The following is a 12,420-nucleotide window of genomic DNA, read 5'->3' as shown; positions in this document are numbered from 1 at the left end:
ATCCATGGTGGTTACGGTTACTCCAAGGAGTACGAGATCGAGCGTCTCTACCGTGAGGCCGCGTTCATGCTGATCGGTGAAGGCACCTCCGACATTCAGAAGATGATCATCGGACGCGCCCTCCTCAAGGAATACAAACTCTAAGGACGCATCATGGCTGAGATCTTCTCACTGGAATACCCGCAGTCTCTCGGGGTCTTCGACAAGTACGCCGACGCCCAGAAGGCCGTCGACTACCTGTCCGACAACGAGTTCCCCGTGCAGAACGTGCTGATCGTCGGCACCGAACTGCGTCAGGTCGAGCGGGTCACCGGTCGTCTGACGTGGGGACGCGTGCTGTCGGCCGGAGCGGCATCGGGTGCCTGGCTGGGCATCCTGATCGGCCTGATCCTGAGCGTCTTCTCCGACGGCGAATCCGTGCTGGTCACGGTGCTCGGCGGTTTGGCGTTCGGCATCGTGTTCGGTCTCGTTTCCGGTGCGATGGGCTACGCCGCAACCCGCGGACAGCGTGACTTCAGCTCGGTTCAGAAGGTCGTCGCGACCAAGTACGAGGTCCTGGTCGAGCACAAGTTCCTGGCCGACGGCCAAGCCCTGCTCGCCAAGCAGCCCGGCGCTGCCTCCAATCCCTTTGCCTGAGAGGTCCGTGCATGACCAAGACCAACGCCGGTAACTTCTTCGAGGACTTCACGGTGGGGCAGGTGCTGGAGCACGCGACGCCTCGCACTGTGACTGAGGGAGACCGGGCGCTGTACGGCGCGCTGTACCCGTCGCGGTTCGCCCTGAGCTCGTCGGCGGAGTTCGCCGCATCGGTCGGGCTGAGCCCGGCACCCGTCGACGAGCTCATCGCCTTCCACATCGGCTTCGGCAAGACCGTCCCGGACATCTCGCTCAACGCCGTGGCGAATCTCGGCTATGCCGAATGCCGCTTCCACCAGCCGGTCGTCCCCGGCGACACGCTCCGCACCTCGTCGGAGGTCATCGGCGTCAAGGAGAACTCCAACGGCAAGACCGGCGTCGTGTACGTCCGGTCGACCGCGACGAATCAGCGTGGTGAAGTGGCCCTCGACTGGTGCCGTTGGGTCATGGTGCACAAGCGTGACCACTCGGCGCCTGCGCCCGAGACGGTCGTCCCTGACCTCGCATCCGCGGTCGCCGCGGAGGATCTGCTGATCCCGGCGGGACTCGACTTCACCTCGTACGATTCCGCCGCCGCAGGTGAGGCGTTCCGGCTCGGCGACTACGAGGTCGGCGAGAAGATCGATCACGTCGACGGCGTGACGCTGACCGATCCCGAACACATGCTCGCGACCCGCCTCTGGCAGAACACCGCCAAGGTGCACTTCAACACTCAGGTGCGCCCTGATGGAACCCGACTCATCTATGGCGGGCACATCATCTCGATGGCCCGGGCGCTGTCCTTCAACGGACTGGCCAATGCGCAGTTGATCGCAGCGATCAACGGCGGTGCCCATGCGGCGCCCGCGCTGGCCGGCGACACGGTCTACGCCTGGTCGGAGGTGCTCGACAAGGTCGAGAACGTCGCGCCGGGCGTCGGCGCACTGCGGTTGCGGCTCGTCGCCACGAAGGACCGCGACGAGTCGATGACGCTGCGCGGCGACGATGGGAAGTACGCCCCAGGCGTCCTGCTCGACCTCGACTATTGGGCGCTCATCCCGCAATGAGCCAGCTCTGGCTGGTCCGACACGGTGAGACCGAGTGGAGTGCCAACGGTCGTCACACTTCGACGACCGATCTGCCGCTGACCGAGGCCGGCGAGGCGGGGGCGAGGGCACTCGCCAGATCCTTGGCAGATGTCGATTTCGCGCAGGTGCTGACCAGTCCCCGTCGACGGGCTCGTCGCACCGCCGAGCTTGCCGGCTTCGCCCACGCAGAGGTGGACGAAGACCTGGCCGAGTGGAGCTACGGCGACTACGAGGGCCTGACGACGCCGCAGATCCAGGAGACCGTTCCGGACTGGACGATCTGGACGCACCCCAGTCCGGGTGGCGAATCCGCGACCGATGTGACGACCCGCCTCGACCGGATCGTCGCCAAGGCGCGCGCCGTCGAGGGGGCGACCTTGGTGTTCGCGCACGGTCACTCGCTCCGTGCTCTGGCCGCCCGGTGGCTGGGCCTGGACGTCTCCGAGGGACGGTTGTTCGTGCTCGACACCTCGACGTTGTCGGTTCTCGGCGTCGACCGTGGCACGCAGGTTGTCCGGCGCTGGAACGTCATGCCATAGCCTGATTCCGTGCGCATCGACCTTCACACCCACTCGAATCGCTCGGACGGCACCGACACCCCGACCGAGCTCGTGGAGAAGGCCAAGACCGCGGGCCTCGACATCGTGGCGATCACGGATCACGACTCGACCGCGGGCTGGGAAGAGGCCGAGGCCGCGGCGAGACGGGTCGGCATCACGCTGGTCAAGGGCATCGAGATCTCCGCGATGCGCGACGACGTCAGCATCCACCTGCTCGGCTATGGATTCGATCCGACCGATGCGGCCCTGCTCGATGAACTGCGACGCATCCTGGAGGGCCGTGATGCACGCCTTCCGGCGTTGTTGGAGCAGCTGGAGGGACATGGCATGTCTCTGACGGCCGAGGATGTCGTCGCCCAGTCGGGTAGCGCGGCTGCCTCAGGCCGGCCCCATGTGGCCGATGCGATGGTCGCGGCCGGATACGTCGCCGATCGTGACGAGGCGTTCCGCGATTGGCTTTACGATCACGGGCCGGTGTACGTCGGACGCTACGGTGCACCGCTGACCGAGGCCATCGACCTGGTCCATGCCGCGGGAGGCGTGACGGTGCTGGCGCATCCCTGGGCGCGTCGTGGTCGCAAAGTGCTGACTCCTGACGTCCTGGCCGAGCTGGCTGCTGCGGGTCTTGCCGGAATCGAGGTCGATCACAACAATCACTCCCCGGCCGTCCGGGCCGAGCTGCGCACGCTCGCCAAGGAGCTCGATCTCGCGATCACGGGTTCGAGCGACTATCACGGCACGGGCAAGGGCCCGGAGTTCCATCTGGGCGCCAACACGACGGATCCGGCACAGTTCGACCGGCTGTTCAGTCGCTGACTCAGCTGCCGGTGGGTCCGAACTGCTCGACCCTGACGGTGTCGGCCCGCACACCGGCCTCGCCGAGCGACCGACCGACGAAGCTCACGAAGCCGACCGAGCCGCACACGTATGCCCGTTCGATGCCGCCGGCCAGCGCCGCGATCTCATCGGGGTAGATGTGAGCGGCGACTCGGTCAGGCCCGTCGGGCTGGGGCTGGTTCTCGCGGGTCAGCGCGACCAAGGCCCCGTGGGCCTCGAGCTCGTCGACGTACGGCAGACGGTCGCGGGTCTGCGCCGAGGCGATAATCCGGAGCTTCGACTCGGCGCCGGTGCGTCGGGCATAGCGCAGCATTGACACGAACGGCACGACCCCTGAGCCGCCCGCGATGCACAGCGACGGCGTCGTCCCGCCCCACACGAACCACCTGCCGATGGGCCCCCGCAGCTCGAGCTCGTCGCCGACCTCGGCGATCTCGTGCAGGAACGACGACACCTCGCCGCGAGGCAGGCACTCGATCATCAGCTCGACCAGCGGGTCGTCCGGATCGGACGCGATCGAGTACGACCGCTGGGCCGTGTAGCCGTCGGGAGCGCGCAGTCGCAGGACGTAGTGCTGGCCCGGCACATGGTCGACCCGGCCGGCGACGTCGAGCCGCAACTTGACGAACGCATCGCCGAACCGTTCGATCTCCTTCACGACTCCCGTGGTCCAGGCGGTGCCGACCGGAGCCTCGGTCATGCGTCTCCCTGGTAGCGCTGCTCGAGCCACGGGTCGCCCCGGTCGTGATAGCCGTTGCGCTCCCAGAATCCGGGCTCGTCCCGGTCGCGCAGCTCGATGCGGGTGATCCACTTCGCGGACTTCCAGAAGTACAGGTGCGGGACGAGAAGGCGCACGGGTCCGCCGTGCTCGGGCGTCAGCGGACGGCCGTCGACTTCCCAGACGATCCAGGCCTTGCCGCCGCGGACGTCGTCGAGCGGCAGGTTGGTCGTGTAGCCCGTCGTCGCCGTGGCGAACACGTGCGTGGCCTCGTCCTTGACCCCGGTAATCGCGAGGAGGTCGTCGAGGCTGACACCGGTGAACGTCATGTCGAACTTCGACCACGTCGTGACACAGTGGATGTCACCGAAGTACGACGAGCCGGGTGGCGCGTGGATGCCGCGCCAGTCCCACGTCGTGGGACGCTCGACGAGTCCGTCGACCGTCAACGACCAGCGCTCGACGTCGACCTCGGGGGTCAGCTCGGCCGAGAGCACCGGCCAGCCCTCACCGGTGTCGTACTGACCTGGAGGCAGCCGTTGGTCACCGCCGCGACGATCCCGGCCCGTGAAGCCTCGGGTGACGCCCATCAGTGGGCCTCGAGGAACGGCAGCCAAGCCGCCATGAGTCCCTCGGGATTCTCTATCGCGGGGGAGTGCGCCGAATCGGCGATGACTTCGATCTGGGTGCCGAGTCGCTGCGCCATCAGGGCCTGGACGTCATGGGGCCAGGCATCGTCGTCGGCGCCGCGTCCCACCCAGATCGGCACCTGCGTTGCGAGGACGTCGTCGACGATGTCGGGGGCGTCGATCAGATGCTGGGTCATCGCCTTGAGCGAGGCCGGGGCATTCGACGTGAAGCGCTTGGCCAGAAACGCGGTGATCTGGGCGGGGCGTTTGATGCCGTTCTCGCGCAATTCGTGCAGGTGGAGCAAGGGGACCTTGCCGATCGCGGCGGCGAGCTTCTTCAGCGGCCTGCGGGACGATTCGCCGAGCGCCCCGGGCCCCGTGCACAGCAGACTCAAACTGCTCCAGGCGTCAGGTCGGAGCGTCGTGGCTTGCTGGGCGACCAGTCCGCCGAAGGAATGTCCCAACACATGTGATGCGGGACGTCCACTGTTCTCGCGGACCGCGAGGGCATCTGTTGCCAGACCTTCGAGCGAATAGTCGTCGCCGGGATGACCGAGGGACTCGAACTGGCCGCGTTGGTCATATGTCGTCGCATCGAAACCGGCCGAGGCCAGCAGCGGCAGCAGCGGAGTGAAGTCTTCTTTGCTGCCGGTCCAGCCCGGAATCAGCAGGACGTGCCCGATCGGGTCTTCGGCGAGCACGATCTGTGCGGCGAACGTCCCGCGAGACGTTTCGATCGCCGTTGCGATGACTCCCGCAGGCAGTTCCAGCGACCTGGGCACGCTCATGCTCAGCGACCCCGTTTGGCGACGCCTGCAACGAGCTTCTTCGGCAGGTACTGGGCCAGCATCGCGAGCACCTTGTACCGGGCGGATGGGATCGAGAGCGTCTTATCGCGGTCGAGATCCCGGAGCGAGGCAGCCACGACCTTATGGGCTTTGAGCCACATCCACTTCGGCACGCCGGAGACATCCATCTGGCCACGCTGATGGAACTCGGTGCGCACGAACCCCGGACACAGTGCCTGGACGGAGATGTTGACGTCGTCGTAGTGCAGATCGGCCCAGCGGCTGAAATTGACGAGCCACGCCTTGTGGGCCGAGTAGGCGCCGCGCGGGGTGAACGCTGCGACACTCGCGACGTTGATGATCTGGCCACCACCGCGGCCGGCCATGGTCTTGAACGCGGCATCCATGAGGTGCATCGGCGCACGGACCAGCAGGTCGAGTTGGGCGTCCTCGTCGGCGATGTCGGTCGTCCCGAACCAGCCTGCCAAGGACGCACCCGCGTTGTTGACCAGCAGGTCGACCGGACGGGTCGAATCGGTCAGCGCATTGGCCGCGACCAACATGCCTTCCGAGGTTGACAGGTCGGCTGTGACGACGTCGACCTGGACCTCGTGTGCGGACCGCAGCTCGGCCGCGATCGTCTCGAGACGGTCGGTCGTCCTGGCCACGATGACCAGGTCGTGGCCGCGTCGAGCGAGCTCCTGGGCGAAGGCATATCCGATTCCTGAAGTGGCCCCTGTCACCAGTGCACGGCGTGTCATGGACCAAGCATGCCAAACGCCCTGTGCAACGACGCCCCACCCCACCGGTATGGGTGACACAATGGCGAGCGTGACGACGACGATCGCTGTGGCCAACCAAAAAGGTGGCGTCGCCAAGACGACCACGGTGGTGTCTCTCGGGGCAGCACTCGCCGAGCTCAGGCAACGGGTCCTGTTGGTCGACGTCGATCCGCAGGGGAGTCTCACGTTCTCGCTCGGAATCGACCCGGAAGACCTCGACGTCTCGGTGGCCGAGGTGCTGTTGGGCACCAAGCAGGCCGACGACGCGATCGTCATCACCGACGACGGAATGCACCTGCTGCCGGCGAACATCACGTTGACGCAGGCCGAAGAGAGTCTGGTGGGGCGCACAGGGCGTGAACAGCGGCTCCGGGTCGCACTCGACAAGGTCCTCGACGACTATGACTGGATCCTGATCGACTGCCCGCCGACCTTGGGCGTCCTGACGGTCGGGGCGCTGTCGGCCGCGCAGAAGGTGCTGATCCCGCTGCAGGCCGAGACGTTGTCGCACCGCGGCGTCGGGCAGCTGCTCGACACGATCTACGACGTCCGCAAGTTCATCAACCCCAAGCTGGAGATCCTCGGCGTCCTGCCCACGATGTACGACGGTCGGACCAAGCATGCCCAGAATGTCCTCGAAGCGATCCGCGAGACGTACGAGTTGCCGATCCTGACGCCGCCGATTCCCAAGACCATCCGGTTCGCCGAGGCGCCGGCGATCGGCCGGTCGGTGCTGTCGACCGCCCGCACCAGCAAGGGCGCCGAGGCATATCGGCAGGTGGCGGCCGCTCTGCTCGCCGCACCGGCCAAGAGAACGCGCAAAAGGGCATAGGCATCTCCTCGTTCGACCGGCCGACATAGGATGTCCGCGTGTCCAAGCATCGTGCAGCCCGCTCAGCCCGTCGTGGCCGAATCGGTGTCCTCGGACTCGCACTCGCTTTGACGATCGCCGTGGGTGGTGCGGCAGCGGGGGTGCTTCCGCAGTTACGGGCCGATGCGGGACAGGCCTCGGCGGGGTCGTCCACGACGGCCGACTCCGGGCCCGCGGCGATCGAGTCAGCGGTCCTTGCGCAGTTGCCCCAGCCGACGCCGCCGGCCGCCGATGTCGTCGACGCGGTGGCGCCAGCAGACCCGGCGCCGCCGAAGAATTCGGGTGACGGACGCCGGATTGTGTTCGACCAGGGCGATCAGCGGGTCTGGCTCATCGACGACGACAACGACGTGAAGCGCACGTACCTGGTCTCCGGCAGCCGGTTCGAGAACCTGGATCCCGGCGCCTATTCGGTGTCGTCCAAGACGCGTCATGCGACGGCATTCGATGCCAGCGGCACGATGGAGTACTTTGTCCGGTTCGCGACGGGGGTCAGCGAGCCGATCGGCTTTCACTCCGTGCCGCGCGACAACACCGGCAAACTGGAACAGACCAAATCCCAACTGGGAGAGCGTCTGTCGGCCGGCTGCGTACGTCAGTGGAAGAACGACGCCATCGCGCTGTGGAAGTTCGCCCCGATCGGCACCAAGGTCTACGTCACGCCCTGATGCCGATCGAGATCAGTCGGACGAGCTTGCCGCAGGAGTCTCGGTAGCGGCGACCGGCTTGCCGCCACGCGAGCGGTTGCGGTTGCGCTTGCGGGGGGCGCGAGGCGTGCCCTCTGCGGATCCGGTGCTCCCGGAGGTCTGCTGCTGGCCCGAGGTGGATCCGCCGGAGCGCGATCCCGAACGACTGCCGCCGCGACCACCCGAGCGAGCGCCGCGATCGTCGTCCTTCTTGGGCTCCTTCGGCGAAGGCGGCTTGAGACGTCCCTTGACGTCGCGGCTGATGCCGAGATCGTGGAACAGGTGCTCGGATGTCGAGTACGTCTCCTGCGGCTCGTCGAACGGCAGACCGAGCGCGGTGTTGATCATCTTCCAGCGCGCGAGATCGGCCCAGTCGACGAATGTCACAGCGGTTCCCGATGCGCCCGCACGACCTGTGCGGCCGATGCGGTGGACGTACGTCTTGTCGTCCTCGGGGCAGTTGTAGTTGATGACGTGCGTGATGCCGGCGACGTCGATACCGCGGGCCGCGACGTCGGTCGCGACGAGCAGATCGATCTTGCCCTCACGGAACCTGGTCAGCGCCTTCTCGCGCGCAGGCTGGGCCATGTCACCGTGCAGCGGCGAAGCCGGGAAACCGCGATCGATCAGATCTTCGGCGACTCGCTGGGCCGTCCGCTTGGTGCGGGTGAAGATGATGACGCGGCCGACGTCGTCAGCCTGCAGGATGCGGGCCACGACCTCGGGCTTGTCCATGTCATGCGCCTGGAAGACGAACTGTGCCGTGGCCGGGACCATTTGGCTGTCGTCGTCGCCGGACTCCGCGCGGATGTTCATCGGGTGACGCATGTGCTTGCGCGCCAGTCCGACGATCGCGCCGGGCATCGTGGCCGAGAACAGCATCGTCTGACGGGTCTCGGGGGTCTTGGCCAGGAGCGACTCGACATCGGGCAGGAAGCCCAGGTCGAGCATTTCGTCGGCCTCGTCGAGCACAAGCGACTTGACGTGTGACAGGTCGAGTGCGCCGCGGTTGGCCAGATCGAGCAGACGTCCGGGTGTGCCGATGACGATGTCGACGCCGGTCTTGAGCGCGTCGAGCTGGGTCTCATAGGGGACGCCGCCGTAGATCGTCAGGTTGCGGGTGCCGCGACGCTTGGAGGCGACGGCGATATCGCTGGCGACCTGGATCGCGAGTTCACGGGTGGGGGCGACGATCAGGGCCTGTGGCTTGCCTTCGGCCAACTGGTCGTAGTCGGCGTCGTGGGGAGCGACAGTGCGCTGGATGACGGGGATGCCGAAAGCGAGGGTCTTGCCGGTTCCGGTGCGCGCCTGGCCGATCAGGTCGGTTCCCAGGAGCGCGACGCCGAGCGTCATTTCCTGGATCGGGAAAGCATCGATGATGCCGACGTCTTCAAGTGCGTCGGCGATCTCGGGCATGACGCCCAGATCTTTGAACGTAGTCAGGGTCTTCTCGAATTCTTCAGATTCGTGGGATTTCCTCGACCAGTCTAACGTCTGACGGACTCGATTAACGCGCTACGCTGCACTGTCATGGCCACCAAGGACGTTCCACCTTCCGCGACGATCGACGATCCGGTTTACCAGACCGGTGTCCTGGAGCTGCTCGGCCTCCTCGCCTACGGCGAGATCAGCGCGTGTGAACGGCTTGCCGAGGATGCCAAGATGGCGCCCGATCTGCGCACGAAGGTCGAGATCGCGGCGATGGCCACCGCCGAGTTCGGTCACTTCGAGAAGCTGCGCGACCGCCTCGTCGAGCTGGGGGAGGACCCCTTCGAGGCGATGATGCCATTTGCCGAGACATTCGAGCGGTTCCACCGTCAGACGACGCCGTCGGACTGGCTGGAGGGACTCGTCAAGGCCTATGTCGGTGACGGGCTGGCAGCCGACTTCTATCGTGAGATCGCCGCATTCCTCGACCCAGACACCCGTGAGCTCGTGCTCGAGACGTTGAGCGGCACGGGTCACTCGGAGTTCGTCGTCGATGCGATTCGCGGTGCGATCGAGGCCGATCACCGGGTCGGCGGACGTCTTGCCCTGTGGGGTCGGCGTCTGATGGGCGAGGCGCTCAGCCAGGCCCAGATGGTGGTGGCCGAGCGGGATGCGCTGAGCGCAGTGCTCGTCGGCGGTGTCGACCATCCGGGCATGGACCTGGCGGCGATCGGCCGGATGTTCACCCGGATCACCGAGGCACACGCCGCCCGGATGGAACGCCTCGGTCTCGCGGCCTAGCAAGACCTTTGAGCGGTGCGCTGGCGTCCATATCGGTGATCAATCTGGACGCGAGCGCACCGCTTAAAGTGCCGTGAGGCTACTTGGCCCCGGCCGTGACCGCTTCGCTGGCTGCCAGACCGAAACCGACCTTGCGTCCCGCGTCGGACGTGAAGTCGAGGTACGCGATCTTGGCCGCCGGTACGGCGACCGTACGGCCTTTGTCGTCGGTCAAGGTGAACACGGCGTCATTGGCCAGGGCCTTGTCGAGCAGCGCGAGAACGGCCTTGGGATCCTCTTCGGTCGATACGGACAACTCGCGGGGCGCGTACTGCACGCCGATCTTGACCTCCACGGTCACTCATCTCCTTGGGTAGTTTCATCGTCGTTGCGGGGGAATCCGCCGATACCTCGCCAGGCGAGGGCGGCGACGAGTTGGACAGCTTCATTGCGGGTCAGGCTGGAGTCCTGCGACAGCCAGTTGCGGGCTCCGACATGGCCCATGCCGACCAGGCTCACGGCCAGCAGGTGCGACGCGGCCGGGGGCAGTCCGGTGTCTTCGCGGATCACCTCGGCGACCAATGTGGCCGATTCTTCGATGACCCGGTCGACCTGTTCGCGCACCGACGGGTCGCTGGTCAGGTCGGACTCGAACACGAGCCGGAAGGCAGCACCTTGGTCGGCGACGTAGTCGTACCAGAGCTCCATCGTCGCCTGGACGCGTTTGCGGTTGTCGTGCGTCGAGGCCAGGGCGCCGCGGACGCCTTCGATGACGGTGTCGCACGAGGTCTCGAGCAGCGCGAGGTAGAGATCGAGCTTGCCGGGAAAGTGCTGGTACAGCACGGGCTTGGAGACCCCGGCACGTTCGGCGATCTCGTCCATCGAGGCTGAGTGGTAGCCCTGATCCACGAAAACCTTCAATGCGACCTCGAGCAGCTGAGCGCGGCGCGCATTGCGCGGCAGGCGGCTGGTGCGCGGACGCAGGGGGATCGCTTCAGTCACGCCCTCAGACTACTGCCCCGCCCAGCATGCGGACGGGCGGAGCGGGTGCGTGGCCCGGCGGGGAACAATGGGAGGTGCTGGCGGCGTTGTGTCGACCAGAACTGTTTGGCCCCGCACTGTTTGCACAGCACTGCCCGCACAGAGGAGAACGCCGTGGTCGCCCCACTCGTGGAACCCGCAGACGAACTGACGATTGACGAGGTTCGCCGCTACAGCCGCCACCTGATCATCCCCGACGTCGGGATGACGGGTCAGAAACGACTCAAGAACGCCAAGGTGCTGGTCATCGGCGCCGGCGGGCTCGGCAGCCCCGCGCTGCTGTACCTGGCGGCCGCTGGAGTCGGAACCCTCGGCATCATCGACGACGATGTCGTCGACGAGTCCAATCTGCAGCGGCAGGTCATCCACGGCCAGTCCGACATCGACAAGCCCAAGGCCGAATCGGCTGCGGCGTCGGTCGCCGAGATCAACCCCTACGTCAAGACGATCGTGCACAACACCCGTCTCGACAACGACAACGTCCTGGAGATCTTCGCCGGCTACGACCTGATCGTCGACGGCACCGACAACTTCGCGACGCGCTACCTCGTCAACGACGCCGCGGTGATCCTCGGCAAGCCGTACGTGTGGGGCTCGATCTACCGGTTCGAAGGCCAGGTGTCGGTGTTCTGGGCGCAGGAAGGTCCGCAGTACCGCGATCTGTACCCCGAGCCGCCGCCGGCCGGCATGGTCCCCTCGTGCGCCGAGGGCGGCGTGCTGGGCGTGCTGTGCGCCTCGATCGGCTCGATCATGGTGACCGAGGCGATCAAGCTCATCACCGGCATCGGCGATCCGCTGATCGGCCGCCTGATGGTCTATGACGCGCTCGAGATGAGGTACTCGACGCTGAAGATCCGTCGTGATCCCGAGGGTGTCCTGCCCACCGAGCTCATGAGCGACTACGAAGCGTTCTGTGGCGCGATCAGCGAAGAGGCTGCCGATGCGGCCGCCGATTCGACGATCTCGGTCACGACGCTCGACGGCTGGCTCAAGGAGCGCGCCGACGGCGGTCGCGACTTCGTCCTGGTCGACGTCCGCGAGCCCAATGAGTACGAGATCAACAAGATCCCCGGCTCGATCCTGATCCCCAAGGGCGAGTTCCTCAACGGCAAGGCGCTCGAGCAGCTCCCGGGCGACAAGCAGATCGTGCTGCACTGCAAGTCGGGCGTGCGTTCGGCCGAAGCGCTCGCGGTGCTCAAGGGCGCGGGCTACGCCGATTCGGTTCACGTCGGCGGCGGCGTCGTCGCGTGGGTCAACCAGATCGACCCGAGCCAGCCCACGTACTGATCCGTGCACGAGGACTTCACCGAGAACGTCCTGGACCTGGTCGAGCGGATCCCGCCCGGCCAGGTCCTCTCGTACGGCAGGATCGCCGAGATCCTGCAGGACGGTGGACCTCGTCAGGTCGGGCGCGTCATGGCACTCGAGGGCGGCGCCGTGCCGTGGTGGCGGGTCGTGCGCGCGGACGGTTCCCTGCCGGCATCCCACGGGATCGACGCCCAGGCGCACTACCGCGACGAGGGAACGCCGATGCGGGCCAACGGCTCGGCTGTGGATATGTCCGAGGCCCTGTGGCGATTCCCCGACTGAGTGTCCG

Annotated in this window: 17 protein-coding genes; 10 read left to right on the top strand and 7 right to left on the bottom strand. The window is 66.5% G+C overall.

Annotated features, from left to right (window positions below):
• The 5 genes from ACXJKC_RS21015 to ACXJKC_RS20995 are packed head-to-tail and all read left to right on the top strand — an operon-like array spanning position 1 to position 3,079.
• Entirely contained in the window at positions 1-144 is a 144-nt protein-coding gene (locus tag ACXJKC_RS21015; protein WP_456697624.1) for an acyl-CoA dehydrogenase family protein, read from the top strand.
• Positions 145-153: 9 nt separating this feature from the next.
• Positions 154-636 carry a general stress protein gene (locus tag ACXJKC_RS21010; protein ID WP_456698707.1) on the top strand — a complete coding sequence of 161 codons (483 nt, stop codon included), beginning with the start codon at positions 154-156 and terminating at the stop codon, positions 634-636.
• Between the two features lie 11 nt (positions 637-647).
• Positions 648-1,682 carry a MaoC family dehydratase gene (locus ACXJKC_RS21005; protein ID WP_456698706.1) on the top strand — a complete coding sequence of 345 codons (1,035 nt, stop codon included), beginning with the start codon at positions 648-650 and terminating at the stop codon, positions 1,680-1,682.
• A complete protein-coding gene (locus ACXJKC_RS21000) occupies positions 1,679-2,242 on the top strand; it encodes a histidine phosphatase family protein (RefSeq protein WP_456698705.1) in 564 nt (187 codons plus the stop codon). Before ACXJKC_RS21005 ends, ACXJKC_RS21000 begins: the two co-directional genes overlap by 4 nt.
• A 9-nt stretch (positions 2,243-2,251) precedes the next feature.
• The gene (locus ACXJKC_RS20995) at positions 2,252-3,079 is read left to right on the top strand and encodes a PHP domain-containing protein (RefSeq protein WP_456698704.1); all 828 of its coding nucleotides are present in this window, start codon (positions 2,252-2,254) and stop codon (positions 3,077-3,079) included.
• Position 3,080: 1 nt separating this feature from the next.
• On the opposite strand, the gene ACXJKC_RS20990 is transcribed toward ACXJKC_RS20995, so the two are convergent.
• Genes ACXJKC_RS20990 through ACXJKC_RS20975 form a run of 4 tightly spaced genes read right to left on the bottom strand, consistent with a single transcriptional unit; the run spans position 3,081 to position 5,996 of the window.
• On the bottom strand, positions 3,081-3,800 hold the full coding sequence (locus ACXJKC_RS20990) for an FAD-binding oxidoreductase (RefSeq protein ID WP_456698703.1): 720 nt from the start codon (positions 3,798-3,800) through the stop codon (positions 3,081-3,083).
• Positions 3,797-4,408, bottom strand: coding sequence for a sulfite oxidase-like oxidoreductase (locus ACXJKC_RS20985; protein WP_456698702.1), 612 nt, complete (start codon positions 4,406-4,408; stop codon positions 3,797-3,799). The genes ACXJKC_RS20990 and ACXJKC_RS20985 overlap by 4 nt, the downstream gene beginning before the upstream one ends.
• Positions 4,408-5,235, bottom strand: coding sequence for an alpha/beta fold hydrolase (locus ACXJKC_RS20980; RefSeq protein ID WP_456698701.1), 828 nt, complete (start codon positions 5,233-5,235; stop codon positions 4,408-4,410). Before ACXJKC_RS20980 ends, ACXJKC_RS20985 begins: the two co-directional genes overlap by 1 nt.
• A gap of 2 nt (positions 5,236-5,237) precedes the next feature.
• Entirely contained in the window at positions 5,238-5,996 is a 759-nt protein-coding gene (locus ACXJKC_RS20975) for an SDR family NAD(P)-dependent oxidoreductase (RefSeq protein ID WP_456698700.1), read from the bottom strand.
• Between the two features lie 61 nt (positions 5,997-6,057).
• Between ACXJKC_RS20975 and ACXJKC_RS20970 the strand changes: the two genes are divergently transcribed.
• Complete coding sequence (locus ACXJKC_RS20970) at positions 6,058-6,849, top strand: ParA family protein (protein ID WP_456698708.1); 792 nt, start codon at positions 6,058-6,060, stop codon at positions 6,847-6,849.
• Positions 6,850-6,887: 38 nt separating this feature from the next.
• Positions 6,888-7,556 carry a L,D-transpeptidase gene (locus ACXJKC_RS20965; protein WP_456698699.1) on the top strand — a complete coding sequence of 223 codons (669 nt, stop codon included), beginning with the start codon at positions 6,888-6,890 and terminating at the stop codon, positions 7,554-7,556.
• Between the two features lie 12 nt (positions 7,557-7,568).
• Here the strand turns inward: ACXJKC_RS20965 and ACXJKC_RS20960 are convergent, their stop codons facing one another.
• On the bottom strand, positions 7,569-8,990 hold the full coding sequence (locus tag ACXJKC_RS20960) for a DEAD/DEAH box helicase (protein ID WP_456698698.1): 1,422 nt from the start codon (positions 8,988-8,990) through the stop codon (positions 7,569-7,571).
• Positions 8,991-9,104: 114 nt separating this feature from the next.
• On the opposite strand from ACXJKC_RS20960, the gene ACXJKC_RS20955 reads away from it, so the two are divergent.
• The gene (locus ACXJKC_RS20955; protein ID WP_456698697.1) at positions 9,105-9,803 is read left to right on the top strand and encodes a ferritin-like fold-containing protein; all 699 of its coding nucleotides are present in this window, start codon (positions 9,105-9,107) and stop codon (positions 9,801-9,803) included.
• Positions 9,804-9,882: 79 nt separating this feature from the next.
• On the opposite strand, the gene ACXJKC_RS20950 is transcribed toward ACXJKC_RS20955, so the two are convergent.
• Together ACXJKC_RS20950 and ACXJKC_RS20945 are read right to left on the bottom strand one after the other, a co-directional pair.
• Complete coding sequence (locus ACXJKC_RS20950; RefSeq protein ID WP_456698696.1) at positions 9,883-10,143, bottom strand: DUF3107 domain-containing protein; 261 nt, start codon at positions 10,141-10,143, stop codon at positions 9,883-9,885.
• Entirely contained in the window at positions 10,140-10,784 is a 645-nt protein-coding gene (locus ACXJKC_RS20945) for a TetR/AcrR family transcriptional regulator (protein WP_456698695.1), read from the bottom strand. The genes ACXJKC_RS20950 and ACXJKC_RS20945 overlap by 4 nt, the downstream gene beginning before the upstream one ends.
• A gap of 153 nt (positions 10,785-10,937) precedes the next feature.
• Between ACXJKC_RS20945 and moeZ the strand changes: the two genes are divergently transcribed.
• A complete protein-coding gene (gene moeZ / locus ACXJKC_RS20940; RefSeq protein ID WP_456698694.1) occupies positions 10,938-12,110 on the top strand; it encodes an adenylyltransferase/sulfurtransferase MoeZ in 1,173 nt (390 codons plus the stop codon).
• A 3-nt stretch (positions 12,111-12,113) separates the two neighbouring features.
• Entirely contained in the window at positions 12,114-12,413 is a 300-nt protein-coding gene (locus tag ACXJKC_RS20935) for an MGMT family protein (protein ID WP_456698693.1), read from the top strand.
• The last annotated feature ends 7 nt before the right edge of the window (positions 12,414-12,420 follow it).

This window comes from Aeromicrobium sp. P5_D10 (assembly GCF_054049535.1).
Note: the sequence above shows the minus strand (reverse complement) of the source record. Positions and strands in the feature narration are given on the sequence as shown.

Excerpts from the sequence above, each read along its gene's own strand:
- ACXJKC_RS20990 (WP_456698703.1), bottom strand. The coding sequence starts at position 3,800 with ATGACCGAGGCTCCGGTCGGCACCGCCTGGACCACGGGAGTCGTGAAG.
- ACXJKC_RS20985 (WP_456698702.1), bottom strand. The coding sequence starts at position 4,408 with ATGGGCGTCACCCGAGGCTTCACGGGCCGGGATCGTCGCGGCGGTGAC.
- ACXJKC_RS20970 (WP_456698708.1), top strand. The coding sequence starts at position 6,058 with ATGGCGAGCGTGACGACGACGATCGCTGTGGCCAACCAAAAAGGTGGC.
- ACXJKC_RS20980 (WP_456698701.1), bottom strand. The coding sequence starts at position 5,235 with ATGAGCGTGCCCAGGTCGCTGGAACTGCCTGCGGGAGTCATCGCAACG.
- ACXJKC_RS21010 (WP_456698707.1), top strand. The coding sequence starts at position 154 with ATGGCTGAGATCTTCTCACTGGAATACCCGCAGTCTCTCGGGGTCTTC.
- ACXJKC_RS20960 (WP_456698698.1), bottom strand. The coding sequence starts at position 8,990 with ATGCCCGAGATCGCCGACGCACTTGAAGACGTCGGCATCATCGATGCT.
- ACXJKC_RS20955 (WP_456698697.1), top strand. The coding sequence starts at position 9,105 with ATGGCCACCAAGGACGTTCCACCTTCCGCGACGATCGACGATCCGGTT.
- ACXJKC_RS20975 (WP_456698700.1), bottom strand. The coding sequence starts at position 5,996 with ATGACACGCCGTGCACTGGTGACAGGGGCCACTTCAGGAATCGGATAT.
- ACXJKC_RS21005 (WP_456698706.1), top strand. The coding sequence starts at position 648 with ATGACCAAGACCAACGCCGGTAACTTCTTCGAGGACTTCACGGTGGGG.
- ACXJKC_RS21000 (WP_456698705.1), top strand. The coding sequence starts at position 1,679 with ATGAGCCAGCTCTGGCTGGTCCGACACGGTGAGACCGAGTGGAGTGCC.